Source organism: Chitinophaga pinensis DSM 2588 (genome assembly GCF_000024005.1).
GTDB lineage: Bacteria > Bacteroidota > Bacteroidia > Chitinophagales > Chitinophagaceae > Chitinophaga > Chitinophaga pinensis.
Genome location: NC_013132.1, coordinates 3275138 through 3301824, shown reverse-complemented (window position 1 = coordinate 3301824; position 26687 = coordinate 3275138). Strand labels below are relative to the sequence as shown.

Below are 26687 nucleotides of genomic sequence, written 5' to 3'. Positions count from 1 at the left end.
ATTTTATAAACACATTTACCTATTCATCGAACGGAGCGCCATTTAGCCAGGCTTTCGGATCGGGAATTTCAAGTTTCTGTCCTTGCTCATGTGCGATACAGGTACACATATGAAAACGGTGTGGATAAGGCGTTTTAGCGTTCAGTTCCTCACGGTGCATCTCATAGAACCCTCGTTTAAAATCCAGACGAGGGTAGCGCTTCACTATTTCTGCTACATCCTGTGGATTGAGTTTAAGTTCTGGCGGCAATGCAATGACATCATATAATATTCCCAGCTGGGAAATCCGGGATTCATCTTCTTTAAATAAATTGATATCCCAGGTATGTGCAGCAATATTTGTCCATACTTTCCATGTACGATCATCGGATACTCCCCAGGCTTTCAGATATCGACGAGCTGCATGTGCCCCTTCAATTTCAAAACGATTGGGCCCGCGGCCGACGTCTGTAAAACCTAAATCATGCATGGTCGTCGACAAGAAGATAAGTTCACGGTCGGCTTTTGAATTTTCCTGAAGAGCGAAAAGTTCAGCAAAATAGTAACAACGCATCAGGTGATTATACAGCATATTATTTGACGTAGAGCGAATCAGATCGTGTGCTTGCCGGACTACTTGTGTGTCCGGCAGTTCAAAATTAAGCATCATAAGTTCCTTGTTTTTAAGTGTCCCCCCCGAACACATGACCATTAAAATATTGTCTACAAGTTATACGATCAGCCGACGGCTGATCGTATAACTTTATCAAGCCTTACTCTCATCCGGAATATCCCTTAAAACCTCCGTCAGTTTGCCGGAATTCATCTCATAAAAAAATCCATATAGCTTGATGTTCTTAGGTACTGCCGGGCTATTCCGCAGCAATTGAAGATCATGTTGCAGCGACTTTTCATAATCCATGATGGCCATACTATCATGATCTATGACACTGGTCAGATCGGCATGGTGATGTTCGTGGAATTCATTGATCAGTTGTTCAGGAGTGAATGCCGTAGCGCCGCAAAAAGAATGATGCACGACTACAACGTTCTGAACGTGGAAGAGGTATTCCATAGTAGCTACTGACTGCAACGCAGACAATGCGCGGCCACCTGCATTCGACACTTCAAACAGCGTGCGGGTATGACCTACCCTGGCGCCTTCTTCATTGATAATGTTTTCTCCGGGATAGACCTCATCACCGAAATAGGTGGCGACCGCCTGTGGAATTTCCGCGGCACGAGGGTCGAAGCAATAGATCACGATGGTCTTCATCGGGATTGCCTGATTAAATCCCTGGAAATTCGATTGATCGAACCAGGGCTGTGTTCTGAATTGAAATTCTTCAAATTTCCCCATTTTATTTTCCTCCTTTGTTTTAATGATTCCTTTTTTATAATTCAATCATTTTAACAAAAGTATACAGATCTGTCTACTTATCCAAATAAAAGTAGACAGATCTGTGTACTTTTACATTATCCTAAAACAATGCCGGAACATCAGCGTTAAAAAATAAATCTTAATTTGCCGCTTTCAGTTGGCAGAATGCTATATTGACTAATTGAGAATTACTATGTTGAATACTACTTCGGATTTCAGGGACCTGCGCTTTGAGAAGATCGAATCACTGAAACCACGTGAACGGGTTTTGAAAACGGCGATTGCTCTTTTCAACAAGCATGGTGTACATACTATCGGCATCGATCGTATTATTGCTGAAAGTGGCGTATCGAAAAGATCTTTCTATAACTACTTCCCCTCTAAGTCGGACCTTATTGCTGCGTACCTGGATTTTTGGGATGCTTTTCGTTTTGACAATCTCGAAAAACACATTTCAATTGCGAAAGGTGGCGCCAAAGGGGAGATCCTGGCAGTCTTCGACTCTCTTGAAGACTGGATCACCCAATCGGACTTCAACGGTTGTAACTTCACCCGTGGTTTGAATGAATTCAGTGACGAAGATACCAGACCACTTCGCGAGAAAGTGGACGCCCATTTTAAAAAGAGTACAGATTTTATAACTGCCCGTCTGGCTGATCTTGTAAAACCTGGTAAAACGAAGACGCTACTGCCACAACTCTTGAGTCTTATTTTGGGGGCAATGGTTGTTGCTCACATAACGGGAGACACAAAAATCGCACAACTTAATAAAAAAATTGCCCGGACCTTATTAGAAGAGTAGCCAGGGTACTGAATGCACCTTTATATTTAACCCTGCTTACGCCATGAAGGCGTAGCTTTTCCTGAATTCGCTTGGAGTAATACCAATATTCTTTTTGAAAAACTGTGTAAAATTTGGTTGTTCGGCAAAGCCAATCGATATTCCTATATCATTCAATGTCCAATCTGTTTGCAGCAACAGTGCTTTGCTTTCTTCTAACAGGCGGTTTTTAATATGCGTACTGATATTCTGTCCTGTGTATTTTTTCAGCATGGCATTCAGGTAGTTTGGCGATAGCGCAAGGCGATCTGCAAACTCTTTTGCGGTCTTGATGCTGATCGGGTTCTGTTGATTTATATTTGATGCCTCCATTTCCAGTAACCGGAAGAAGTGATGGATATGTCTGTAATCCTCAGAGACGCTATCCGGTTTGGGAAATTCTGCTGTCTTCACGCTCTCCACGATCAATAGCTGCAGATATGCCTGCAAGGCATCTTCAGACAGTGCTCCTCCGGCGTTGCCATATTCATGCATCTGCAAAAATAATTTATTGATCGTTTCTGCCGGAGCCTCCTGAAGAGTGATCACGCTTCTGCTCGTGTCAGTAAACAATTTATGCTTATCCATTGCGTATTTCAACATTGAATGTGCATCAACGTATCTTTTCTTAAAAAGACAGTAATGACCTACCAGCGAGGATGAGAAGCTACGCCAGGAAATGATCTCATTCGGATGAAGAAAGAGAATTGTTAATCCATTGATCCGATAGTTATTCTCACCAAGGGAGAACAATCCGCTTCCTTCTTTAATAAATAAAATCTTATAGAAATCCCGCCTGTTAGGAGATATATAATTCTCACAGGCAATCGACTCACTGTTCACAACACGAATATTCCAATTCTGAAAATAATCCCTTGTGACGGGAGTCCGCATGGGAAAATCCTGCAACTGAGAAATAATAGCCATGTGGGGTATCAGTATAGATTAGAACGATTTAAAGAAGTACGGAAAACACGCCGGTAATCAGACGGTGTTGTCATCAGATGGCGTAAGAACATCCTACGCATGGATACCAGATTGCCCAGTCCACAATGTTCTGCGATCCTCTCCAGTGGCATGTCAGTATCTTCCAGGTATTTCCGGGCTTTTTCCACCCTCATCTTTTCTATAAACTTCGCCGGGGGCATCCCCGTTTGTTTTTGCACTACCCGTGTAAGGTTACGGACACTCATATTAAAATGATCGGCTATTCTGCCTACATCTATTGGTTCATGCAGATGTTCTTCAAGCCAGTCCTGTAATTTTTTTCCGATGTTGGCTCCTTCATATGCAGGCAATAGATTTCCAAACTGCGCCTGGGAACCGGGTCTGTTCAGATAAAACACGAGCTGTCTGGCAACCCTGTTGGCAATATCCCGTCCGAAATCTTCTTCAACGAGTGATAGTGCGAGATCAATTCCTGATGAAACGCCCGCTGAACAATAAACATTTCTGTCCCGGGTAAAAAATGCGTCCGGATCGACTTCTATCTGCGGATACTCCTTCTTTAACTGGTCAAGCATTGACCAGTGTGTCGTGGCTTTCCGCCCATTCAGTAATCCAACTTTCGCCAGGGCAAAAGCCCCGATACATACGGAGGCGATCCGACGCGTATTATGCTCATTCTTTCCTGCGAGCCACTGATAAAATGGTTCCAGATCGCTGGCTACAGGTTCCAGGTGATCTTCTCCGGCTACGATCAATGTGTCTATCAGCGTATCAATGTCCATCGCACAGGTCTGGAAATTAATTTCCATGCCTGTAGTCGTACGAATCTTCCTGTCACGCGTAGGTGCGACAACTGAAATATCATACCCCTCTTTGTTTCCCAGCTCCAGCAGGCATTTATCCGCATTCGTAAATACATCTGACGGACCGGCAAAATCAATGAGCATTTGTCCGGTAAGGGCTACGATTACGACTTTCTTCTTTGTTCCGGTATGATTAGCGCTAATAGATTCATTAATCATTGTCCAAATTTAAAGACCAGGAAATTTGCCCCAAAGGACATATTTTATACAATTTAGGACATCTGGTCTTTTTCGTACTAATTTAGCTATCTATTTCAGTAGCACTGAATTTCCCCACCCAGGCATTGATCTCTTCATCTGTTTTCGCTCTGCCGGACCTATATATCTCCAGGGCGTCCTTACCTACGGGCAGATGAACAGGGGGATTCTCCACTCCGGCCAGCTCAACGACCACTTTTGCCAATTTAGCCGGATCTCCCGACTGATTACCATGCAGGGAGGCGGGCAGACTTTTCATCTGTCCTACTGCGGTTGATTCATAATCTGCAATCGGATTTGTTGCATAAACATGGGAGCCGGTACTCAGGAATTGAGTACGAAATAATCCGGGCGCCAGCGAAGTGACTTTTATATTAAAAGGGGCCAGCTCGAGCGCCAATCCTTCAGAGATACCTTCCACAGCAAATTTAGTAGACCCATATAGTGCGAATCCCGGGATAGCACCATACCCAAACAAGGAAGAGAAATTGATAATATGTCCTGAACGGTGCCGGCGCAAATGCGGTAACACAGCCCGCACTACATTCAGCAGCCCGAATACATTTGTATCGTATTGTTTTCTCGTCTCTTCATCGGAAGCTTCCTCGATGGCAGCCACAATGCCAAAACCTGCATTATTTACAACCACATCCAGTCTTCCAAACCTTGTTATCGCTGTACCAACAGCCTGCTGAACTTCCTGTTCATTTACTACATCCATATTCACAACCAGCAGCTCAGGGACATTTCCCAATGCGGCTTCCAATTGTTCCACATTACCTCTGACAGTAGCAACCACTTTATCTCCGGCAGCAAGTACCGCTTTTACGATCTCTAAACCGAATCCTTTACTCGCACCTGTTACAAACCATATTTTCTGTTCCATAATTATATTTTATTTATTAGACTATTCCATTATTTAAAACCTATCGGATTTCGATCTGCCCCCTGGTAGGGCAATCATTATTGATTATTCGAATGCTGCTCTCGTTCTCGCGAAAAATTCAGCAAGTGTTGTTGGTTTCTGGCCAGTGATCGATGCTACATTATCATTTGTACCTGCAAATATGCCATCAAGACAATCCTGCGCAACATGGGTGACATGCTGGGTAAAATGAGTATGAGCTCCTTTTTCAGCGTCTGCTTTAGTAAATTCCTGTATGCTGACCGGATCGTAGGTAATTTTCCGACCCAGTACATCCGAAAGAATTTCGCTCATCTCAAACACATCATATTCTTCAGGGCCATAGAGATTAAGGGTTTTACCCGCATATTCACCGGGATTTACAAGAATTGCGGCCACGACACGTCCAAGATCATCAGAATCCACCGGAGCCCAGCGACCTTTTCCAAAGGGCAGCTTAATTATATTGTTTTGCCGGATATCTTCCCGGATGTATAAAAACCAATCATCAAAAAAAGTCGGTCTCAAGTGCGTCACTGGCACACCTGACATGTCCAGTAACCTTTCACCCAACCAATGGTCCTGAGCAGCGTTACTTTTAGCATTACGTCTGGCCGATACCTGAGACATATTAACGATACCTTTAAGCCCCGCCTCTCGGGCTGCCTGGGCGAAATAAGCCGTTGCCGGCAAAACGCCCGGTGTCAGGACCGGGAAACAGAAATACGCGGTATCAATACCCTTCATTGCTGCTGACATATCATCAAACCGCAATAAATCTCCTACTACTATTTCCACCCCCCGAGCTGCAAGCTTCTCGGAACGTTCGTCCTGACTATGTACTAAGGCCCTCACCGGAAAGCCCAACCTGAGCAACTCTTCAACAGCACTTCCGCCGCTCTTGCCTGTTGCCCCGGTCACCAAAACTTTGAATTGCTTATTCATATCTGTATGTTTTTGCTTTAGATCAGAGGTCATACATCCTGTGAAGCATTACGTTAGCCTTGTCAACGTAATATTTATGAATTTCAACTATGCCTCAATAGTATCAATGTTAGCCATCCCTGTGAGAGGATGTGCTTTTACTTTTACAAAAAAATCAGCGTGGGTATCTCCCAACCTGTGATTAATAGTAATTACAAATCCTGGATATGGTCATTAGTACCGGGAATAAATGGTCTGATCATTATTTTTATAGCCGGCCGTGGGTTTAAAAAGCTCCCATACCAATTCCTGGGAGCAGGAGCTTTTACATAATGCAGGTCAGGTATAATAGCGCGATAAGCCATTTGTTTACTCCGGCCCTTGATAACATACTTCATACACGACGTATGCATGCTTATACACGGAGTATATAGGGAGAAGCTCCATACGATGGGTAATTTTGCACATCGGATTCGCTAAGCAGTAACGCGACCGTCCCGGTTTTATTTCTGATCCACATCTACAAAAACATCAAAAGGAGCCCCTTTAAGCCACTAAATACAGGCACCCCCTAAAACACAAAACATTCAACAGTCAAAATTTGGGTACTTAAAACTCGATTGTATTGAAATTAAAAAGCCCCTGTAATTACAGGAGCTTTTCAGTATTTCTACTATTTTCTGATCGCTAAACTTCGCGCGCGGTTTGACGCAAGTTTATAATAGTTTAATTGTTTATTAATTAAAGTGGTGCAATATAGCACCCGTACGAAGTGTAATATTTACTTAATGTGCAGGCCATTATTACACCAGGTATAAGGAACAATTCTGCATCCTTAGGGAAGTGCTTTTTTTGCCTACCACATCATTTCTACGAGGTCTGGCCCAACAGGGTTAATTCCTCGGATCCTGTTTGCTCATTAGCTGGTATTCTTTTGGCGGCTCCTGGTGAAGCAGGTTACGAACAAAATAATCCCATCTGCGGCGCATCATGTAAGGTCCATCTCCTGCGAAACCATGTCTGGCATGTGGGAATACGATCAGATCATAGTCCTTATTGGCTTTTGTCAACGCATCTATCACCAGTAAAGTGTTATAAGGAGGCACATTATCATCCATCATACCATGTGCCAGCAACAGTTTTCCTTTCAGGTTACCGGCATAGAGGGCATTTGCCTGTTTGGCATAGTCTGACTCGGATGTCAATCCATTATAACGCTCTCCCCAATCATCTTCATAGCTACGATTTTCGTGGTTACCTGATTCTGAGATACCTACCTTGAAGAAATCCGGATAACGGAATAATGCGGCGGCAGTGGCGAAACCTCCTCCGGAGTGGCCCCAGATACCTACGCGGCTGGTGTCGATGTAGGTGTAACGGGCTGCCAGTTGACGTATACCGGTGATCTGATCAGGCAGCGTATTTTCTGCCATGTTACCGTAGTTCATATCATGGTAACTTTTACTGCGGAGCGGGTTACTGGTTCCTTCCAGTACCATCACAATGAATCCAAGCTCTGCGAGCGCCTGGTGGTCCAGACGGGCTGGCAGGAAAGACCAGTCACGTACGCCACCTCCCTGCGGACCAGGGTAGATATAATCAATAATAGGATATTTCTTTTGGCTATCGAGATGAGTCGGCGTAAACATTACACCATAAATGTCGGTTTTCCCATCGTGGGCTTTTACGGAGAAAGGCACAGGCGCTTTCCAGCCAGTAGCTGTCAGGCGTGAGATATCGGTCTTTTCCAGGCTCACCATCAATTTACCTTTCAGGTTGCGTAAAACAGTGATTGGAGGAACGTCTGGTTGAGAATAGCTATCCACGAAGTATTGTTCATCGGGAGAGAAGCTCAGTTTGTGGTTGCCCGTCTCAGGTGTCAGATCAGTGAAGCCGCTGCCATCAAAATTTACTTTACAAAAATGGCTGAAATAAGGGTTATGCGCATCCAGACCACAGGCGTTAAAGAATATCATTCTATTCTTTTCATCGACCCGCTGCACGCTGGTAACCAGCCATTGTCCTTTGGTGATCTGGTTCTTTACACGTCCGGTTGTTGCATCATAGAGGTACAAGTGTCCCCAGTCATCACGTTCGCTATACCAGATAATTTCATTCGTTTTCTTCAGATAATGCCAGTTGATCGCATCTTGTCCGGATTCAAACTGGGTAGCTACGTTTTCTTCCAGCACTTCACGTACTGCGCCGGTAGCTGCGTTAGCGATACGCAGTTTCTCCTGTTTGTGATTCCGTGAGGTAGATACGAATGCCAGTTCGGTATTATCATCACTCCAGTCAACATCGTCGAAGGTGCCGCTGGAAGAAATATCATCACTGAGGGTGCCACGATGCGGATCGGCCGGTACCTGTATCGGAATCACTTTTGCCTGATCAACATCAATGATCACCCGGTGGATCATGGCAATCACCGGATCTCCTGCTAATGGGTATTTCCAGGCTTTCAGCACTGGTTTACCGATATTAGTAGTAACGAGGTACATATCGCTTACCTGGCGCTGGTCCTGTTTGAAGGTGGCAATTTTACGGGAGTCATGTGACCAGCGTAATACGGGTTTATCGCTGCTGTGCCAGCCGGCATTGTCAGTGGCGTATCCGAAGTCCTTTATGCCATCTGTGGTCAATGCACGTTCAGCACCACCGGAGATTTCGCGCACCCATAAGTTATCGTCTTTTATAAAGGCTGCGAGACGACCATCAGGGGAGACTACTTCATTGGGACCGTAAGTCACACTATTTTCAGTTGTCTGCTTAGCTTTCTGACATTGATAAGACTGTAAGTCACAAGTCCAGGCATCCCCTGCTACATTAAAACTGATACTTTTATCAGCGTTTATAAATCGGAAACTGCGGAAGGGCAATGCGTAGGCCTGATAGGTTTTACCTGTTGCCCGGGATAGCGCTGCTGCCAGTTTCTCATGATCGAAAGCGGCAGTACGGGTTGCTTTAGCCGGATTGACGAGAATAAACTCAGCACCGCGGGCCGTTAATGTACGGTACCAGCACCTGCCATCTTCCAGCCACTCGGGTGCGACCGGAAGGTTGTCTATCAGCTGGGAGGTGTTATAAATAAGCCGGCTTTCGGCGAAGCGGTAGTTGTCGGCCGTCAGCGCTTGCTGCGCATACAGCTGGCTGGCTGCAAGAACACAGGAAACGGTTAAAAGTAGTTTGTTCATATTCAATTCCAGATGCATGGGCTTGTTAGTTCGGACTTAAAGGTAAGATTGTGAAGGTAAATTACCAGATATAAGTCCCCTGCATACTTATCTGTTGTTCATATTTCTTTTGTACACAAGTAAACGTAAGGCATTAAAGACCACCAACAGGGTTGATCCTTCGTGTGCGATGATAGCCGGACCGATATTGGCGACACCGGAGATCGTCAGGGGTATTAGGATGGCCACTACGCCGAGGCTGACAACCAGGTTCTGCCGGATCACGGCTTTGCTTTTCCGACTCAGCCCGATTGCAAAGGGCAGATTATCAATTTTATCGGCCATTAAGGCAATGTCTGCCGTTTCCAGGGCCACATCACTACCGGCGGCTCCCATGGCAATTCCGACGGTGCTTTTGGCCATTGCAGGGGCGTCATTCACCCCATCACCTACCATCGCCAGTTTGTTTTCCTGTTTCCGTAATTCATCAATGGCGGCGACCTTTTCTTCCGGCAGTAGGCTTCCCCGTGCTTCCGTAATGCCGATCTTTTTAGCTACCGCATCGGCAACGAGTTGGTTATCACCCGTCAGCATGACCATCTTTTTGATGCCCATCTCTTTTAATTCGCTGAGTACAGATGCGGCTTCCGGTCTTGGCAGATCCATTACACCCAATATACCGAGATAAATATCTCCCTTACGGACCAGCATGGCGGTATTTCCTTCCTGCTGTAACGCTGCTATTTTCTGTGTGATATCTGCTGGTATATCAGCGCCTCCGATAGCTTTAAATAGTTCGTCGTTACCTATCCAGACCTTCTCTCCTTTCAGGCCGGCCTCTACCCCTTTTCCCATGACGGCTTTTACATTGTCTGCATCTTCGATGCTGGTATTCCCCAACTTCTCCATACCACCTTTTACAATGGCAGATGCCAGTGGATGATCGCTTTGCTTTTCTACGGCAACAGCTACCCTTAAAAGTTCCTTCTCGCTGGTTCCATTCAGTGTGACGATGGTGTTCAGCCTGGGTTTTCCTTCTGTCAGTGTACCTGTTTTATCAAATGCCAGTGCCGTCAATACGCCAAGATCTTCCAGGGGACGTCCACCTTTGATTAACACTCCTTGTCTGGCAGCTCTTGCTACACCACTTAAAACCGCACTTGGCGTTGAAATAGCCAGCGCACAAGGACTTGCAGCCACCAGTACAGCCATGGCGCGATAAAAGCTTTTGCTGAATGATTCATCGATGACAAGAAAAGCAAACAACAGTAAGGTCACCAATATCAATACTGCCGGCACATAAAACCTTTCTATCCTCTTAGTGAATTGTTGTGTGGGAGATTGTTGCTGTTCTGCTTCTTTTACCATCTGCACGACACGGGCCAACGTAGAGTCTTTTGCTTCTTTTAAAGTTTTGATCTCAAGGACGGCGGCTCCATTGATTGTTCCTGCAAATACTTTATGCTGTCCGGGGATTTTCTTTTCGTCCGGATAATCTGTTCCGGGATCAGAGACCGCTACCTTTTCAACAGGTATACTTTCCCCGGTGACAGGCGCCTGGTTTACGGCACTGGTACCCGATACGACAATACCATCTGCCGGTATTTTGCTATTGGGTTTTACCAATACAACATCTCCTTTCTTTAATTCCTCTACTGGCACCTCGACCTGCGATCCATTACGACGTATCAAAGCCGTTTTAGGCGCCAGGCCGGCCAGTGCTTCAATTGACTTCCGGGCTTTTTCCATAGCCATGTGTTCAAGCGAATGCCCCAGGCTAAACAGGAATAACAATAATGCACCCTCTGCCCACTCCCCCAAAGCAGCAGCACCTGCAGCAGCCACCAACATGAGGAAATCAATTTCAAACTGACCTTTGCTGATACTTTCTACTGCTTCTTTTATGGTGAAGAATGCACCAAAAATGTAGGCTATCACAAAAATGGCAATTCCAATCCAGGCAGGTTGGAGCTGCAATAACTTTTCATCCAGAAATCCTGCGAGGAGGAATGCGCCACATATTAGTGAGAAGATCAATTCCGTGCTTTCTCCGAAGAGACCTCCATGTTTATGCGCATGTTCATGCTGATGATCATGCGCTTCGTGCGGTCCTTTATGATTCGTGTGTTGACTATTACTCATGATACTTTAAGGTTAATAACAGGTATAACAGGCGATTTTACAGGTCATATTTAAGGGAGGGAAGAAGAACATTAATGTCCTTCTTCTTCACTGTTCTTTAGTTTTGACAACAGGTCGTATGCACCATTAAGAACGATTTTACCATTTACATTTCTATCTTTTGGTAGTTCCACCTGCACAAAACCTCCATCAGCATTCCCAACAGCGATTTCGATCATTTCAAAATAGTGTATTTTTTCTGTACCTGTTACTGGCGTCCCCATGTCTCCACTGGCAGATGCCTTTTCCTTAGAGGTATGCTCACCAGCCGGCGCCACAGTTTCGACAAATATGTATTTCTTTCCACTGAAATCTACAATGGCGTTTTCCGGCAAGGCAAGCGCCTGCGTTTCGCCGGTTTCTATCAGGGCTTTCAGGTAGGTTCCCGGCAGGAATGCCTTACTGCCGCCATCCGCAATTGCATGGACAGTGACAGTTTTATCAGGTCTGATCTCCCGCCCCACCAGCTGCACGGTTGCTATCTGTTCAGTCGTTTCGCCCGCCAGTGTAAAGCGTACCCGCTGACCGGGTTTCACCATGACTGCATCTTTCTCGAATACGTTCAGCTCCACATGAAGATCTGCGCCGTCTACTATTTCAAACATCACATCATTAGGATTAACAAATTTCCCGCCATTAACGTTCACTTTTGTTACATAACCACTTACGGGAGAATAGACGTTTACACGGCTCCGTATGTTGGAAGGTGTCAACGAAGACGCATCGATATTAATCAGCTGCAGGCGCTGGCGAAACGCACTTTCTCTTGCCTGGGCAACCTGGTATTGTGCTTTTGCCTGCTGCAGGACTTTTTTTGAGTTTACGTTCTCGCTGGCGAGTGTCTGCTGGCGCTCGTATTCCGCGTCAGTCAGTTCCAGCTGGCTTTTACTTTCCAGGTAGTCCTGCTGCAACTGCACATAGTCCTGGTTTTCCAGTACCGCTATCACCTCTCCTTTTTTAACCGTACTTCCCTGTAACAGCGGCGTTGATTTGATGATTCCCCCCATTTGTGTGGTGACGCTTGCCAGGTTTTGCGGAGGCACATCAATATAGCCATTCACTTTCAGCAGACCACTGATCGCTTTCATTTCAGCCGCACCCAGTTTCACACCGACTGACTGGTATTGTGCCGGTGTGACCTCTACTATATTTTCGTTTTCTGTATGTCCTTCTTCTCCTGTTGTATTCGTTTCTGCTGCTTTCTTTCCTCCGCAGGCGCTGAAGGTTACTACCATCACGCTTGCAATTGTTATTACGAAGAGGTTTTTTATTTTATTGTTCATACTTATGCTCATTTATAGACCAACCAGGTATTTGATCCGGTAAACTGATTGATTATATTGATTGACTGTTTGCAGATAATTAAAACGCAGGTCTGAAGCCGTCCTGAGTGCCTGCAGATACTCCACATAACCCACTTCTCCATTCTGAAAGGATAGCTGCGCCTGCTTCAGAATAAGCACTGCGTTGGGCAATGCGCTTTTCTGGTAATATTCAATACTGCGCGCATTCTTTAGCATTTCCTGGTATGCCTGTTTGTATTCTCCCTGCAGATTGTTCTGCAATAACATTAACTGACTTTCGGCTATCTGCTTTTCGATCTTCGCAGCTTTCACGCGGGAAGCGAAGGACCTGAAGAATATCGGGATAGCAATACCGGCCTGCAGTCCCTGGAAACGCTTTCCCCCACCGAAGTATACATCCTGTCCGTTGACATTCTGCATACCGATAATAGACTGGTTAAAGTAACCCAGGGTAAAGTCTGGCGCGGACAAAGAACGTTCAAGATGTACAGCCCTTTCTGCGATTTCAACCTGTTGTTTCTGCTGTGCCAGTAAGGGACTTTGCTGTGTATTGGTGTCAGGCGGTGTTAATAAATATGCATCGGGCTTGTACTCTTCTTCAGCGAGTATGATATCATCCGGCGTGTTCAGCAGGCGTTGTAATTCTGCTTTATAAGCGCGAATGTCCGCCTCGTTCTTCTCCATCTGATTATGTATTTCATTGCGCTGGGTCTCGGCGGTGGCGGACTCCAGGAGTCTTGTTTCGCCTGTCTGATAACGGAGGGCCGCCGCTTTCTGAAATCTTCCATAGATAGAATCCTGTTGTTTATACAGTACTTCCAGTGCATAGTAGTAGGATAATTGTCCATATGCACTCCTTACTTCGTAAATCAGTCCGGTCTGATTTACTGCCAGTCCGGTCTTTGCACCTTCGATACGCGCCTCCGCCAGTTTGCTACGATTCTTTAATACGCCTGGATAAGGAATAGACTGGGATATGGTGATGTTATTATCCCGGTTATTACTGTTGAACTGTCCATACTGGACATCCAGGTTCGTTTTACCGATGTCTCCTGATGTTCCTTTTAATGCCTGTTGCCGGTCGATCTCCAGATTAGCGGAACGGATGGCAGAATTGTTTTTGATGGCGGTTTGGATAGCCGCTTCCATAGTCAGACCGCTACGTTGATCCTGGGCTTTGGCTGCCGGGGAGAATGTCAGGAGTGATCCCAGCAGCAATATGATGGAGGCTACTGCCGGCAGTTTCGATATTTTAGGCTTCCAGCCTTCGAAGTAGGTGTATAATACCGGCAGTACGACCAGGGTAAGGATGGTTGAGGTGATCAATCCGCCAATCACTACTGAGGCTAAGGGTTTCTGTACTTCTGCACCGGCAGCAGTTGAAATAGCCATTGGCAAAAAGCCGAGGGAAGCCACTGTTGCCGTCATTAATACCGGTCGTAGACGTACTTCTGTTCCTTTCAGCACTATTTCATCCAGTGAATAGCCGTCATCTTCTTTCCGCAGGCGGTTAAACTCAGTAATGAGCACAATACCATTTAATACGGCCACACCAAAGAGGGCGATAAAACCAACACCTGCCGAGATACTGAAAGGCATCCCTCTCAGGAGTAAGGCAAAGATTCCTCCGATAGCTGCCATCGGAATCGCGGTGAATATGAGGAGCGATTGTTTTACAGAGCCGAAGGTAAAATAGAGCAGCAGGAGGATCAATCCCAGGGCAACCGGCACGGCGAGGGAGAGTCTGGCGCTGGCTGCTTTCAGGTTTTCGAATTGTCCACCGTAAGTAATATAATAACCGGTGGGCAGTTTGATCTGCTGATTGATCTTTCCTTCGATCTCATTTACTACACTTTGTATGTCTTTTCCGCGTACGTTGAGTCCGACTATAATCCTTCTCTTTGTGTCTTCACGCTGGATCTGGTTAGGGCCCAGTTTAAAAGTTACATCTGCGAGTTGTTCCAGTGGTACCTGAATACCGGTAGAAGAAGTGATGTATATATTCCTTACATCTTCGATGCTCTGGCGGTTTTGTTGTGATAGTCTTACGACCATATCATATCGTTGTTCACCTTCATAGACCAGGCCCGCTGATTGTCCGGCGAAAGCAGCATTTACTGCTTCATTGACACTTTCTACACTCAGGCCATACTGTGCGATACGGTCACGGTTAATGTTCACAACGATCTGAGGCAAGCCTTCCGCCTGTTCCAGGTACAGATCTTTTGCACCATCCACTTTGGAAACGATTGTGCCGATCTTCTTTGACAATTGTGTAAGTACGTCGAGGTCGTCCCCAAAAATCTTTATACCAATATCCTGTCTTACACCTGATATCAATTCATTGGAGCGTAATTGTATAGGCTGAGAGAAGCCAAAGTTTACACCCGGCACCTGTTTCAGCGCCTCGCTCATCTTTTCTGTCAGTTCGTCCCTATTGCGGGCAGATGTCCATTCCTTTTTATCTTTCAGGATGATGGTCAGGTCACAGGCTTCCATCGGCATAGGATCAGTTGGTATTTCCGCAGCACCGATCTTTCCGACTACTTCCTTTACTTCGGGGAATTGCTTTACCAGGATAGCGGAAGCCTGGTTTACCTTGTCGATAGTCTGCGACAAGGAGCTACCGGTCAGCAGACGGGTCTCTACCGCGAAATCACCCTCTTCCAGGCTGGGAATAAATTCACCACCCATGCGGGAGAAGACTAATATACTTATCACCAGTAAGGTGGCAGCTGTAATAGTAACGAGCAAACGTTTTCTCAGTGCACCTTTTATGATAGGGATATAGCGTCTGTGCAGGAAATCCATCATACGGTCAGAGAAAGTCCGCTTATGTGTGGTATTCTTACTCAATACCAATGCTGATACCATGGGAACGTAGGTCATAGACAGTATAAAGGCTCCCAGGATGGCAAAAGAGACGGTTTCAGCCATCGGGCGGAACATCTTACCTTCAATACCGACCAGGGCGAGAATAGGCAGATAAACGATCAGGATGATGATTTCGCCGAAAGCAGCAGCAGAACGGATCTTTACAGCGGACTCCAGTACTTCCTCATCCATTTCCTCCTGCGTTAGTTTACCCCGGTTTTTGAGGCCAAGGTGGTGCATGGTTGCTTCTACGATGATCACAGCACCGTCGACAATAAGGCCGAAGTCTATTGCACCAAGACTCATGAGGTTGCCCGATACACCAAAAACGTTCATCATGCCGATGGCGAAGAGCATCGCTAATGGAATCACGGAGGCCACTACTAATCCGGCCCGCAGGTTGCCCAGGAATATCACAAGTACAAAAATGACGATCAGGGCGCCTTCGATCAGGTTTTTGGCTACGGTACCAATTGCCCGGTCTACCAGGGCGCTACGATCCAGGAATGGTTCTATAACGACCCCTTCCGGCAAGGTTTTACTAATACGTCCGATCCTCGATTTCACTTCCCCTACTACCTTTTTGGCATTGGCGCCTTTCAACATCATCACGATTCCTCCTACTGCCTCCCCGCTGCTATTCGCAGAAGTACGGGTCAGGGCGCCATATCGGATGGAATTACCGATCTGCACCGTGGCAACGTCACGTATCAGGACGGGCACACCGGCTTCACTATTTTTCACAACAATTTTATTAATATCATCCAGGTTTTCCACCAGACCTTCTGTACGAATGAAATATGCATTCGGCTTTTTATCTATATAGGCACCACCGGCGTTCCGGCTGTTCAGTTGCAGTGCATTAAAGATCTCTGTGATGCTGAGATTATAGCTACGCAATTTATCCGGATCGAGTGCTATTTCGTACTGCTTGAGTAATCCACCGAAACTGTTCACTTCGGCTACACCGGGTGTTCCCAACAGCTGTCGACGCACGATCCAGTCCTGTATACTACGTAACTCCCTGGCATTGTACTTTTCTTCAAAACCAGGCTTTGCGTGAATAACATACTGGTATATTTCTCCCAGTCCGGTTGATATAGGCGAGATCTCCGGATTACCCAGACCTGCGGGTATATTATTCTTAGCCTCGGCCAGCTTCTCGTTAACCTGCTGGCGTGCCCAGTAAATATCCACATCGTCATTAAAAACGATGGTCACCACTGACAGGCCAAACCTGGAGATAGAACGTACCTGTTCCAGTTCGGGGATAGTAGACATCACCTGCTCCACAGGAAAAGATATCAGGCGTTCTACCTCCTGCGCTGCAAGCGATGGAGACAAGGTGATTACCTGTACCTGGTTATTCGTAATATCGGGAACGGCGTCAATGGGTAATTTTTTCAGCGAGTAGATCCCCCAGATGACCAGGCCCAAAGTCATGAGCGCAATGATCAACTTATTCTTTATGGAAAATTGAATGATTCTATTTAGCATTTCCAACTATTTTAATCGCGGTTACGATCTGCAAGAGCGTAATACCGCAACAGATCACATCATGCGACGGCGGCGTCTATAACAGACGTAACATAAGGCAATTTATCTGGCAGATACAGGCATGTGCAGCAGTCCTGTTTTAGGAACTGGCAGGCATACGTGTTTCAGATGAATGAATGAGTTACCTATGTGGGATGGTCCCACTCAGGTTGAAGAGATGAATAAATAAGAAATAGATTAAAACCGGGGAGGTTGCCAGATAGAGGCGGAAATCTTTATTACCGGAGAAGACAGATAAGACGCATACACCGGTTCTGGTAAGTTACTGATGGCAATAGTAATAGGATCTAAATGAACCTGGTAGTAAGGAACGGAACAACATGCGCAGGAACATAAAGGAGTGCATTCATCATTGTGCTGACTATTATGTTCATGGTTCTGCGTCATCGTCTGCGTATTGCCTTCAGGCAAGCGGTTTGCATCAGCGCAGGGCACGAAGCCGAGCACGAACATAACCAGACTTAATATGAAAGTGGCAATTCGCATGATGTAAAGTTAAAATGTTATCGGAATATCACCAACAACTAAAACAACAACTGCGTTGCAAACCGGTTTTTCAGCGAATAGGGTACTGTATTGCTCCGTTTGTAATAGTAACGGATCATCGTTTTGCCTTATCTTGTGCTAGTTTATTATAAACAGTATGGATAGAGGAATAATGGATTCAAAAAGACGTGATTTAAACCAGGGCATGGCCGAGAGAATTCTTTCTTTGGACTGGTCAAAGACCCCTGTAGGTGAAAGATCCTCCTGGCCGCAAAGTCTTATATCCACGATTAAGATGTTGCTTGGTTCGAGATATCCGATGATATTATTATGGGGAGAAGAGCTTATTCAAATATATAATGATGCTTACACCGCGTTGATCGGCGATAAGCATCCCTATGCCCTGGGCAAGTCAATCAAGGAAACCCAAGCTGAATCATGGGCCGTCATAGGACCGATGATCACAGAAGTGATGACTACCGGCATATCCAACTGGGTACCTGAGCAATTACTTGCTGTAAATCGTACTGGGTTTAATGAAGAAACATATTTCAGTCTTTCCTATAGCGCTGTTGAAAATGATGAGAATAAGATTTCGGGGATGCTTTGTGTGTGCAGTGAAATCACCCATCAGGTTGTAGCAGAAAGACGGTTACGCATACAACGTGATCTTTCTGCTGCAGCCAGTAACGCCAATAGTATTGAACAGGTGTTTGAGGATATTATGGCAGTAGCTGGTAATTATACAACAGATCTCCCATTCACGATCCTATATATGCTGGAAAATGAGCAATGGGTTTGTCGTGGGATGACGGGCGTGCCTGCCGATGAATATGCATCTGCCCCATGGCAGATGGAGAAGGCTATGCATGGGCAAACCATCATAACTGATAATGTAGCGCAATTCATGACAGTACGGGGAGGATTATGGAACGAACTGGTACAAAAATCAGTAACAATACCCATTCCTTCCGCGATACCATCCAGGCCACTTGGGATGCTGGTCGCAGGAGTTAACCCTAATGCGGTACTGGATGAAAACTACTTATCGTTTTATGCACTGCTGTCCGGACAAATATCTGTAGCTGTCAGAAATGCATTTGCTTATGATGAAGAGCGTAAGCGCACAGCTTATCTGGCGGAAATTGACAGGGCTAAAACTGCTTTTTTCAATAATATCAGTCATGAATTCAGGACGCCCCTTACGTTGATCCTGGGACCGCTCCACGACATCCTTATCCATCAGGCCAATTCAAGTAGCAAGCACACCATTGATCAAGTCAGTATTGCTTACAGCAATGCGGTCAGGTTGCTAAAGCTGGTAAATACATTACTGGATTTCTCACGTATAGAGGCTCATAGAATGCAGGCCAGTTATACTCCTGTCGATTTATCACAGTTTACAACTGAGCTAGCCAGTTCTTTTGAATCGGCTATTAAAAAAGAAAATCTCTTCTTTCACATCGATTGTACCCAACTAAGCGACGTTATCTATGTGGATACACAGATGTGGGAGAAAATTGTCTTTAACATTTTATCCAATGCGCTTAAATTCACTTTTACAGGTGGCATTTCTGTCTCCTTGCAGGAAACAGCTGAAAATGCGGTGCTTATAATTTCAGATACTGGTGTGGGGATACCTGCAGAAGAGTTGCCCCATATATTTGACAGATTTCATCGTGTCACCTCATCGCGTTCACGTACGCATGAGGGTACAGGAATCGGGCTCGCACTTACCAAAGAATTGGTGACCATCCATGGAGGAGACATTACGGCTGTCAGTCAACCGGACGTTGGCACAACATTTACCATACGTATACCAAAAGGTACTGCTCACCTGGATGCTAAGTCAATCAGGGAATTCATTGATAAAGAGGGAACTGATTTCTTACAGGAAAGTTATACTAATGAAATTTCTTCCTGGCAAAGGATGGATGACAAAGCAATTACTACTACCGATGCGGATGGAGATCTTATCCTTGTAGTGGATGACAATTCACAGATGGCCAACTATATTCAAAAAATGCTCTCAAGGCACTGGAAAGTAATAACTGCCAGCAACGGGCGTGAAGCACTATCATTGATCTATCAGGAGGCTCCTGCACTTGTAGTCTCTGATGTGATGATGCCTGACATGAATGGTTTTGAACTGCTGAATGCCATAAAAAGCGATGTTGAAATCAGCAACATTCCAGTGATTCTGCTGTCTGCCCGGGCAGGAAAAGAAGCCACCATAGAGGGGCTTGAGAAAGGAGCAAATGACTACATCATTAAACCATTCTATGCGGACGAACTGATTGCCAGGGTATCCACACAGCTACAGCTCAGGAAAGCGGAACTTGCAAATACGCATCTCAGGGAGCGTGCAGAAAGTCAACGCCTGTTTCAGAAAGAACTGGAGCGCATGGTAAGGGATCGTACTGCTGACCTGACAAAGATCAATGCCGAACTTGAGCAATTTGCTTTCGCTGCAAGTCACGATCTGCAAGAACCGCTTCGCAAGATATTGCTCTATTCGCAGATGCTCGCAAATGAAATTTCTTCAGATCAACAGAAAGCTGGCAGATATCTGGAGAAAATAATGACTTCATCTGCGCGGATGCGTAACCTGATTAATGACCTCCTGAATTTTTCACGCCTCAGTATAAAGGAGGTAGCATTCACATCAACTGATCTCAATACAATTCTAGAGAACTTACTAGTTGATCTGGAGCTACAAATCAACAGGTCACAGGCAAAAATTACATATACCGATCTACCGGTCATAGAGGCAGTACCACTACAAATGCAGCAGCTTTTCTTCAATTTGCTTTCGAATGCACTTAAATTCAGCGATACCAGAAGAACTCCGGCTATTACCGTGCAAGCCAGTATAGCAACATCAGCGGATGTAGCTTTACTTAGTGTACCTGACCCGTCAGCGGAATATGTCAAAATTGTCATAACAGACAATGGCATCGGCTTCGATCAGAAATATGCTGATCAGATCTTTACCATGTTTCAAAAACTACATCACCGCACAGCTTATGCGGGGACCGGTATAGGACTGGCATTATGCAAAAAAGTGGTAATTAACCATCATGGTATTATTCATGCAATGTCTGTTGAGGGTGAGGGCAGTAAGTTTACGATTATACTTCCGTCGCGGCAATCAACCCCAAATGGGGGTACCGGTGTTAGTGACGGGGCAGACTTATAAAGGATGACGGGGTGCAAATGAATGCATTGAGTCTGGCAATATTTTTCAGCACTTTACTAAAGATTACTTATGGATATCCAGTTGCTCCTTACGCATATGCGACAATTCGTTGAACCAACCGAAGAGGAAATTGCCTTTCTGGAATCCGGTTTGATTGCCAGACCCTTTAAACAGGGAGAAACCATTGTGCAAAGTGGCGATCCGGCGCGCTACCTGGCATTTGTCAATCAAGGGTATACGCTTACCTATTATACCGATGGAGAAGGCATCGATCATGTGATCCGTTTTGCAGCAGCGGGCTGGTGGTCAGGAGATCTTTATAGTCTGAGTACAGAGGCCCTCACACCATTAACGACTAAAGGTTTAAGCGATGGCGAGTTATTGCTATTACCAAGATTAGTACAGAATCAGATGCTGGATAAGTACCTGAAGTTTGAGCGGTATTTCCGGAACCTGTTTCAGACTGCCCTGATGCGACAACAGATGCGTTTTGTCGAAAGTCATTCTATCCCTGCTGAGCAACGCTATTTAAAGCTAAAGGAAACCTTTCCGGGCGTAGAGCAATACCTGCCTCAGAAGTATATTGCATCTTATCTTGGCATTACGCCAGAGTTTTTAAGTAAGATCAGAAAACAGCTTTCCCGAAAAACGTCTTAACCCAGATTAATTTCTTTCCGCTTTTTTACTAACCTGCTTTATTAACGCGGGAGTAGTACCAAGGTACCTTTGCTGCATCACTAAATGAAGCAGTATATGAACGATCAAAGTAAAATCAGCTGGAAAATTGATAACGGACACTCCTCTGTAGGATTCAAGATACGACATATGGCCATCGCCAATGTAAGCGGTGCATTCCTGGACTTTGAAGGCCAGGTGTACAGTACATCGCCGGATAGCTTTGAAGGAGCGGCTGTTGATGTTGAGATCAGGGTTGATAGTCTTAATACCAATCATAGTGAACGGGATACACACCTCCGGTCCGAACTATTTTTTGACGCAGCAAAATATCCTGTCATCCGTTTTAAGGGCATATTGCGTGGCGATCAACTCAGTGGTGAGCTAACCATGTGTGCTATTACAAGGAATGTTGTATTGGAAGCCAACCTGATGGGATCAGGACAGGGGCGTTTCGGAGAGATGCGGGCAGGGTTTGAATTAAACGGAAAGATCAACAGGAAAGATTTTGGTCTGACATGGAGCATGCTGACGGAAGCAGGCGGCCTGATCGTTGGTGAAGAAGTGAAACTGGATATGAATATTGAGCTGGTCCGATCTTAACTCCAATATGTGGATTATTTCAATAATCCACCTGCTGACCAAACACAAGGCTCCCGGCATCATTTTACGGGCAATACTATTTTGAAAAGAGCGCCTTCCCCTGCTATTCCTTCCGCTTCGATTGTACCACCATGACGTTCTACGATCTTGCGGCAGAGGGATAATCCAAGACCGGTACCTTCGTACTGGTCTTTTGAGTTGAGGCGATAATAGGTCCGGAAAATATTCTGCGCATTGCTTTGATCAAAGCCAATTCCGTTATCCCTGATACAAATAGCCACATATTGAAGTTTTGGATTCAGTCCGTTGACAATCACTTCCTGTTCATGCAATATACCCGCCGAAATTTCTATCTGTGGAGGTATATCAGGTCTGGAGAATTTTAGCGCATTATTGATAATGTTATAAAACAGTTGTTGCAGCAATACAGGCATACCCTTTACAACAGGCATCACATCTTTAAAAATGATCTTTGCTTCTTTCTGCTGTATGGCAAGCTCCAGATCTGTCTGAACATATTGCATGATTTGATTCAGATCTGCGTGCATACTCTCCTGCTGCTGACCGTCGACAGAGGCATATTGCAGGATACCTTCGATCAGTGCTGCCATTCTGGTGGCCGCATGTTCAATCTTCTCACTGTATGCGACTGCTTTGTCGGTATTACCTCTTTTTAGTTGCTCCTGCAAAAGGTTTGTGAAGATACCAATCTTACGGACCGGTTCTTTGAGGTCATGGCTGGCGACATGTGCAAACTGCTGCAGTTCATTATTTGAACGGAGAAGTGCCATATTCGCCTGATTCAGCTGTTCTGTTCTTTCCGCTACTTTGTTTTCAAGCAGGACCAGTGACTGTTGCTGTTCATCAACGTCTGTCAATGTACCCATCCATTCGATAATGTTACCTGCAGTATCTAAGATGGGCGTACCCTGCGAGAGGAACCAGCGATAGTTGCCATCCTTGCCCCGTAACATGTGGGTTATTTCAAATGGCTTATTTTTGGTCCAGGCTACTTTAATAAAATCAATCACTTTCTGGAGGTGATCAGGATGGTGTAGTTTCTTCCATCCCCATCCTTTCATATCCTCCATCGTTGTTCCGGTATATTCGAACCATCTGTCGTTATACCAGTACATATTGCCATCGGCATCAGCCATCCAGGCAAGATTCTGTATTTTGTCTGCTAATGTCCGGAACCTTGCCTCGCTAACTTCCAGCCTTTTCTTATTTTCTGCCACTATTTGTGAAGCTACCCTGGTTTCGGTAATGTCTTTGGTGATCGCCAGCTGGGCGTGACTACCATCTGCCATGATATGCGGTATTGCGCGTGTCTGCAGATAACGGCGTGTTCCTTTCAGCCCAACCACCTCATATTCCCATTCCAGTGTATCGCCTGCACATACACGCCGGTTCATGTCTAACCAGAGCGTACGGTACTCGGGAGCGATAAGATCGAAAACGACTTTACCAATTGCTTCATCCATACGTATGGCGTCAATATATGACAGACCAGTTTTGTTAATATAGAGAATGATACCTTCCTGGCTTACTAATTTTACACATTCAGGAATGGCTTCCATAACCGTATTTCCAAAAAGATTATCGATGTTGCTGATGAGAGGCTTTTCCACTTTATTAACGTTGATATGTCATTTGTCCCCGGATGAACTAACGTAGGGATCAGATTAGCTCATGGTATCTGCCAATATACAACAAATTAAATGCCACCAAACATGATGTTCAGTTCCATCCCTATCAGTCACCGGTTTCGTCATGAGGTGCATCTACCGGTTTTGACTGTGATGATCCTTTTTGCCGCAGATAGATCGACAGCACTACGATCGTGAAGACCGACAAAAACTCGCTTTGCCAGTTCTGGAAGGACTCAAACCAAAAACGAGGTTCGGCTATATATTGGCTAAACGACTCCGGAGGTAGCCCTTTCTGCGCCAATTGATCATTTTCATCTTTCAGACTACCATAAAAGTGCAGGATAAAAGACAGGATGAACAGTGTTAGCAGGGCGATTGTGAGTGAATGCTTATAAACCTTAAGCACCCATCCTCCCTTCCGTACCGCCCAGGGAGCTCCTTCACGGTCAGGAGAGGGTTCGCGGTCAACTTCTTCAGGTTCATCACATTTCTTTGACTCGGATGAGCCTTTTTGTCTCAGGGAGATTGTCATCACCACCAGCAAGGCCATTTGCAGAAACTCGCTTTCCCAGTTCTCAAAAGTAGCCTGTATGAAATGTCCGGAATGAAAATACTCACCTATTTTTACAGCCGCCTGGCCTTCCTCCATTCTTTCCTTATTATACTCTGATAAACCGGTAAAGAACTGGCCGAGCAAGCTAAGGGCAAAAAGCATAAAAAAAGCGATGGATAGTCCATTGTTACGTAAAAAGCTGCGCATGTTCGGTCTTATTAATCTAAAATATACCGATACCAATTACGTACCATTTACATTAGGTCTCCTAACCTTACCGGGACAACGAGAGGCGGCCGTCAATATAGGTCAGCCGATAGCAGCAAAGCATATAAAACCTGTAGAGGTAACGACACGGGCCGGTACATTCGTACACAAATTTCCTCGATCCCGGGTAATGCTACTTCCAACCGTTTTCAATAAATGGTTCACCGGCTGGTAAAGGTTTATCAATAGCCGGAGCTAGGCTCATACCTAGTTCGGGCCACTGTCCACCGACTACCTCTCTTGCTGATGTACCGGTCAACTCGTTATATGGTGCTAATGCTGTCAGGTTTTGCAGGTAAAGCACAGCACCGAATGCTGGATCTTTTGCGGTGAAATATAACAGTCCGGAACGTGTGCCGACCTGTTTGACGTGTACTTCGCCGGCTGTGTTTTCTGGTTTATTGTCCTCAGCAGATATAATGATGTCACGCGGCCAGAAAGGAACGAATAATGGCACCGCGGGCGTAAAGGTTGTCTGATAATGTAATGCGGGCAGATCGTCGTTATCAATTGTGATGTGTATCCGTTGTGCACCTGTGGGACTATCTGTCCCGATATCAACGCCACTGTCTGTTTTGATACAGTATTGTACAGTCAGCTGGCCCGCGGGACAGAAAGCAGCCCTAAACATAACTTTCGCACCTGAAGAACGGTTGACCGTTACCCATATGGAATCAGGTGCCGCATGTACCTGGAATACGAAGGAAGCATATTCTGTTTTATAGAGTTCCAGTTTTTCATCAGTTGTAAAATAGCGGGAAGCAGCCACAGCCCATGGCGACAATGCATTCAGCATAGCAATTAGTTTATGATCCTGAAACGGGTCGTTAACCGAATCTTAAAATCAAATGCTAATACTATACATATCTATTCCAGCAAACAAAGCAGCTGTGTACGGATTTCCGCTTCCACTGTGCTGGAGAATATTATTCCTACATCATGCTTTAAAAACAGGCAACAGTACTTCATCTACCATGGACTCAAGCCGCTTCTCACTGATATTATCAGGGCGGACCAGGTTTTCCATCCTGATCATATCAAAGGGGAGCATTAATGTCGCCTTGCTGACTTTCTTCACCTTCTCCCCTCTCGATTGCGCCTTTTCCAATAGGGTTTCCATTGCGCGGATATATTTATCCAGCGCAGCCGTATGCACAACCGGCTCCTTATTGTTTTCCTTATCCTGCATCCGCAGATAAAAGTAATTATTCAACACGTCCGCACCGATCTCCATATACATCTGCTGGTAAAAGGTAAGGAACTGAATAAAATCGCCACGTAGGCTCCCGGTATCTTTCATCTCTTCCAGAAAATCTCCTTCAAATAACCTTTTGGCTTTGTAGGTATAAATATCCTGTAACAGGTCAAATGTAGTGGGCCAACGGCGGTACAAGACAGACCGGCTTGTTTTGGCAGCGTCTGCAATCTGTTGAAAGGTAATGTTGGCTGGTTTTATCTCCTCCATCAACTTCATCGTTACCTCATACAGGCTTTCCAGCAGATCATCCCCCCGTCTTCTTACATTTTTTTGTTCCTCCATACTTCCTTTTTCTGGCTATAAAAATACAAAATAAGATACAATTTGTTTCTTTTTAAAAAAGAAACCTATATTTGTATTAGAATACAATTTGTATCTTATAAATCTTATTTATGAAACATCAAAATGTACACTCATGAACGGAGTAAATGAAATAAATGACTTCTCCATAGCAACGCTGGCCGGATTTTTCAATAGCCATCATGATAAACTGCTCTGTACGGCAGATAAAAACGGCGCACCTAATATCGCGCTGATGGGTACTCCCAGGATGACTGACAACGGCAGCATAGAACTGGAGTTAAGCGATGAACCTTCTATAACATTGCGGAACATGCGGGAAAACAAAGAGGTGGTATTCATGCTTTACCTTTCCGGACAAAGGGCCAGGGATTACAGTGGCGCCAGGGTATACGCAGAGGTCACGGAGATCATAACATCCGGCGAGAAGCTGGAGAAGATAAGGGCGATGATCAGAGAGCGCTTTGGGAACGAAAAAGCGGATGAGTTAAAAGCGACTGTCACTTGTCGTATAAAGAAAGTACGTCCGGTGGTAGACCGTGGTCAGCAATGGAATGAGGCCGCTTTTGAAAATGCCTGATAGAAATG

General features: G+C 45.3%; 20 protein-coding genes. 5 read left to right on the top strand and 15 right to left on the bottom strand.

Annotated elements, in window-relative coordinates; genetic code table 11:
* Positions 1–19: 19 nt before the first annotated feature.
* Positions 20–649 (bottom strand): HD domain-containing protein, encoded by a 630-nt coding sequence (locus CPIN_RS13465; RefSeq protein ID WP_012790357.1) that lies wholly within the window; start codon positions 647–649, stop codon positions 20–22.
* A gap of 96 nt (positions 650–745) precedes the next feature.
* Positions 746–1339: a carbonic anhydrase gene (locus CPIN_RS13460; protein WP_044221518.1), complete on the bottom strand. Its 594-nt coding sequence runs from the start codon at positions 1337–1339 to the stop codon at positions 746–748.
* Positions 1340–1541: 202 nt separating this feature from the next.
* On the opposite strand from CPIN_RS13460, the gene CPIN_RS13455 reads away from it, so the two are divergent.
* The gene (locus tag CPIN_RS13455) at positions 1542–2162 is read left to right on the top strand and encodes a TetR/AcrR family transcriptional regulator (RefSeq protein WP_222838202.1); all 621 of its coding nucleotides are present in this window, start codon (positions 1542–1544) and stop codon (positions 2160–2162) included.
* 36 nt (positions 2163–2198) lie between these two features.
* Here CPIN_RS13455 and CPIN_RS13450 read toward each other — a convergent pair whose 3' ends face one another.
* From CPIN_RS13450 to CPIN_RS13410, 9 genes are all read right to left on the bottom strand, one after another.
* A complete protein-coding gene (locus CPIN_RS13450; RefSeq protein WP_012790354.1) occupies positions 2199–3107 on the bottom strand; it encodes an AraC family transcriptional regulator in 909 nt (302 codons plus the stop codon).
* An 8-nt stretch (positions 3108–3115) separates the two neighbouring features.
* Positions 3116–4150, bottom strand: coding sequence for a GlxA family transcriptional regulator (locus CPIN_RS13445; RefSeq protein WP_012790353.1), 1035 nt, complete (start codon positions 4148–4150; stop codon positions 3116–3118).
* Positions 4151–4232: 82 nt separating this feature from the next.
* Complete coding sequence (locus tag CPIN_RS13440) at positions 4233–5075, bottom strand: SDR family NAD(P)-dependent oxidoreductase (protein WP_012790352.1); 843 nt, start codon at positions 5073–5075, stop codon at positions 4233–4235.
* A gap of 84 nt (positions 5076–5159) precedes the next feature.
* Positions 5160–6038, bottom strand: coding sequence for an NmrA family NAD(P)-binding protein (locus CPIN_RS13435; RefSeq protein ID WP_012790351.1), 879 nt, complete (start codon positions 6036–6038; stop codon positions 5160–5162).
* Between the two features lie 872 nt (positions 6039–6910).
* Positions 6911–9211, bottom strand: a complete 2301-nt coding sequence (locus CPIN_RS13430) for a S9 family peptidase (RefSeq protein WP_044221515.1) — start codon at positions 9209–9211, stop codon at positions 6911–6913.
* A gap of 87 nt (positions 9212–9298) precedes the next feature.
* Positions 9299–11332, bottom strand: coding sequence for a heavy metal translocating P-type ATPase (locus CPIN_RS13425; RefSeq protein ID WP_012790349.1), 2034 nt, complete (start codon positions 11330–11332; stop codon positions 9299–9301).
* Positions 11333–11403: 71 nt separating this feature from the next.
* Positions 11404–12654: an efflux RND transporter periplasmic adaptor subunit gene (locus tag CPIN_RS13420; protein WP_012790348.1), complete on the bottom strand. Its 1251-nt coding sequence runs from the start codon at positions 12652–12654 to the stop codon at positions 11404–11406.
* Positions 12655–12666: 12 nt separating this feature from the next.
* Positions 12667–17046 carry a CusA/CzcA family heavy metal efflux RND transporter gene (locus CPIN_RS13415; RefSeq protein WP_012790347.1) on the bottom strand — a complete coding sequence of 1460 codons (4380 nt, stop codon included), beginning with the start codon at positions 17044–17046 and terminating at the stop codon, positions 12667–12669.
* A 237-nt stretch (positions 17047–17283) separates the two neighbouring features.
* Positions 17284–17592, bottom strand: coding sequence for a DUF6660 family protein (locus CPIN_RS13410; protein ID WP_012790346.1), 309 nt, complete (start codon positions 17590–17592; stop codon positions 17284–17286).
* A gap of 157 nt (positions 17593–17749) precedes the next feature.
* Between CPIN_RS13410 and CPIN_RS13405 the strand changes: the two genes are divergently transcribed.
* From CPIN_RS13405 to CPIN_RS13395, 3 genes are all read left to right on the top strand, one after another.
* Positions 17750–20791: an ATP-binding protein gene (locus CPIN_RS13405; protein WP_012790345.1), complete on the top strand. Its 3042-nt coding sequence runs from the start codon at positions 17750–17752 to the stop codon at positions 20789–20791.
* A 69-nt stretch (positions 20792–20860) separates the two neighbouring features.
* Entirely contained in the window at positions 20861–21448 is a 588-nt protein-coding gene (locus CPIN_RS13400) for a Crp/Fnr family transcriptional regulator (protein WP_012790344.1), read from the top strand.
* Between the two features lie 96 nt (positions 21449–21544).
* On the top strand, positions 21545–22069 hold the full coding sequence (locus CPIN_RS13395) for a YceI family protein (protein WP_012790343.1): 525 nt from the start codon (positions 21545–21547) through the stop codon (positions 22067–22069).
* 59 nt (positions 22070–22128) lie between these two features.
* Here CPIN_RS13395 and CPIN_RS13390 read toward each other — a convergent pair whose 3' ends face one another.
* The 4 genes from CPIN_RS13390 to CPIN_RS13375 form a co-directional block, all read right to left on the bottom strand.
* A complete protein-coding gene (locus tag CPIN_RS13390) occupies positions 22129–23700 on the bottom strand; it encodes a sensor histidine kinase (protein WP_245552111.1) in 1572 nt (523 codons plus the stop codon).
* Between the two features lie 124 nt (positions 23701–23824).
* Positions 23825–24481, bottom strand: coding sequence for a DUF6766 family protein (locus tag CPIN_RS13385; RefSeq protein WP_012790341.1), 657 nt, complete (start codon positions 24479–24481; stop codon positions 23825–23827).
* Between the two features lie 193 nt (positions 24482–24674).
* A complete protein-coding gene (locus tag CPIN_RS13380; protein WP_012790340.1) occupies positions 24675–25337 on the bottom strand; it encodes a hypothetical protein in 663 nt (220 codons plus the stop codon).
* A 141-nt stretch (positions 25338–25478) separates the two neighbouring features.
* Positions 25479–26081: a TetR/AcrR family transcriptional regulator gene (locus tag CPIN_RS13375; RefSeq protein WP_012790339.1), complete on the bottom strand. Its 603-nt coding sequence runs from the start codon at positions 26079–26081 to the stop codon at positions 25479–25481.
* Between the two features lie 133 nt (positions 26082–26214).
* Between CPIN_RS13375 and CPIN_RS13370 the strand changes: the two genes are divergently transcribed.
* Positions 26215–26679: a PX domain-containing protein gene (locus tag CPIN_RS13370; protein ID WP_012790338.1), complete on the top strand. Its 465-nt coding sequence runs from the start codon at positions 26215–26217 to the stop codon at positions 26677–26679.
* Positions 26680–26687 lie beyond the last annotated feature (8 nt).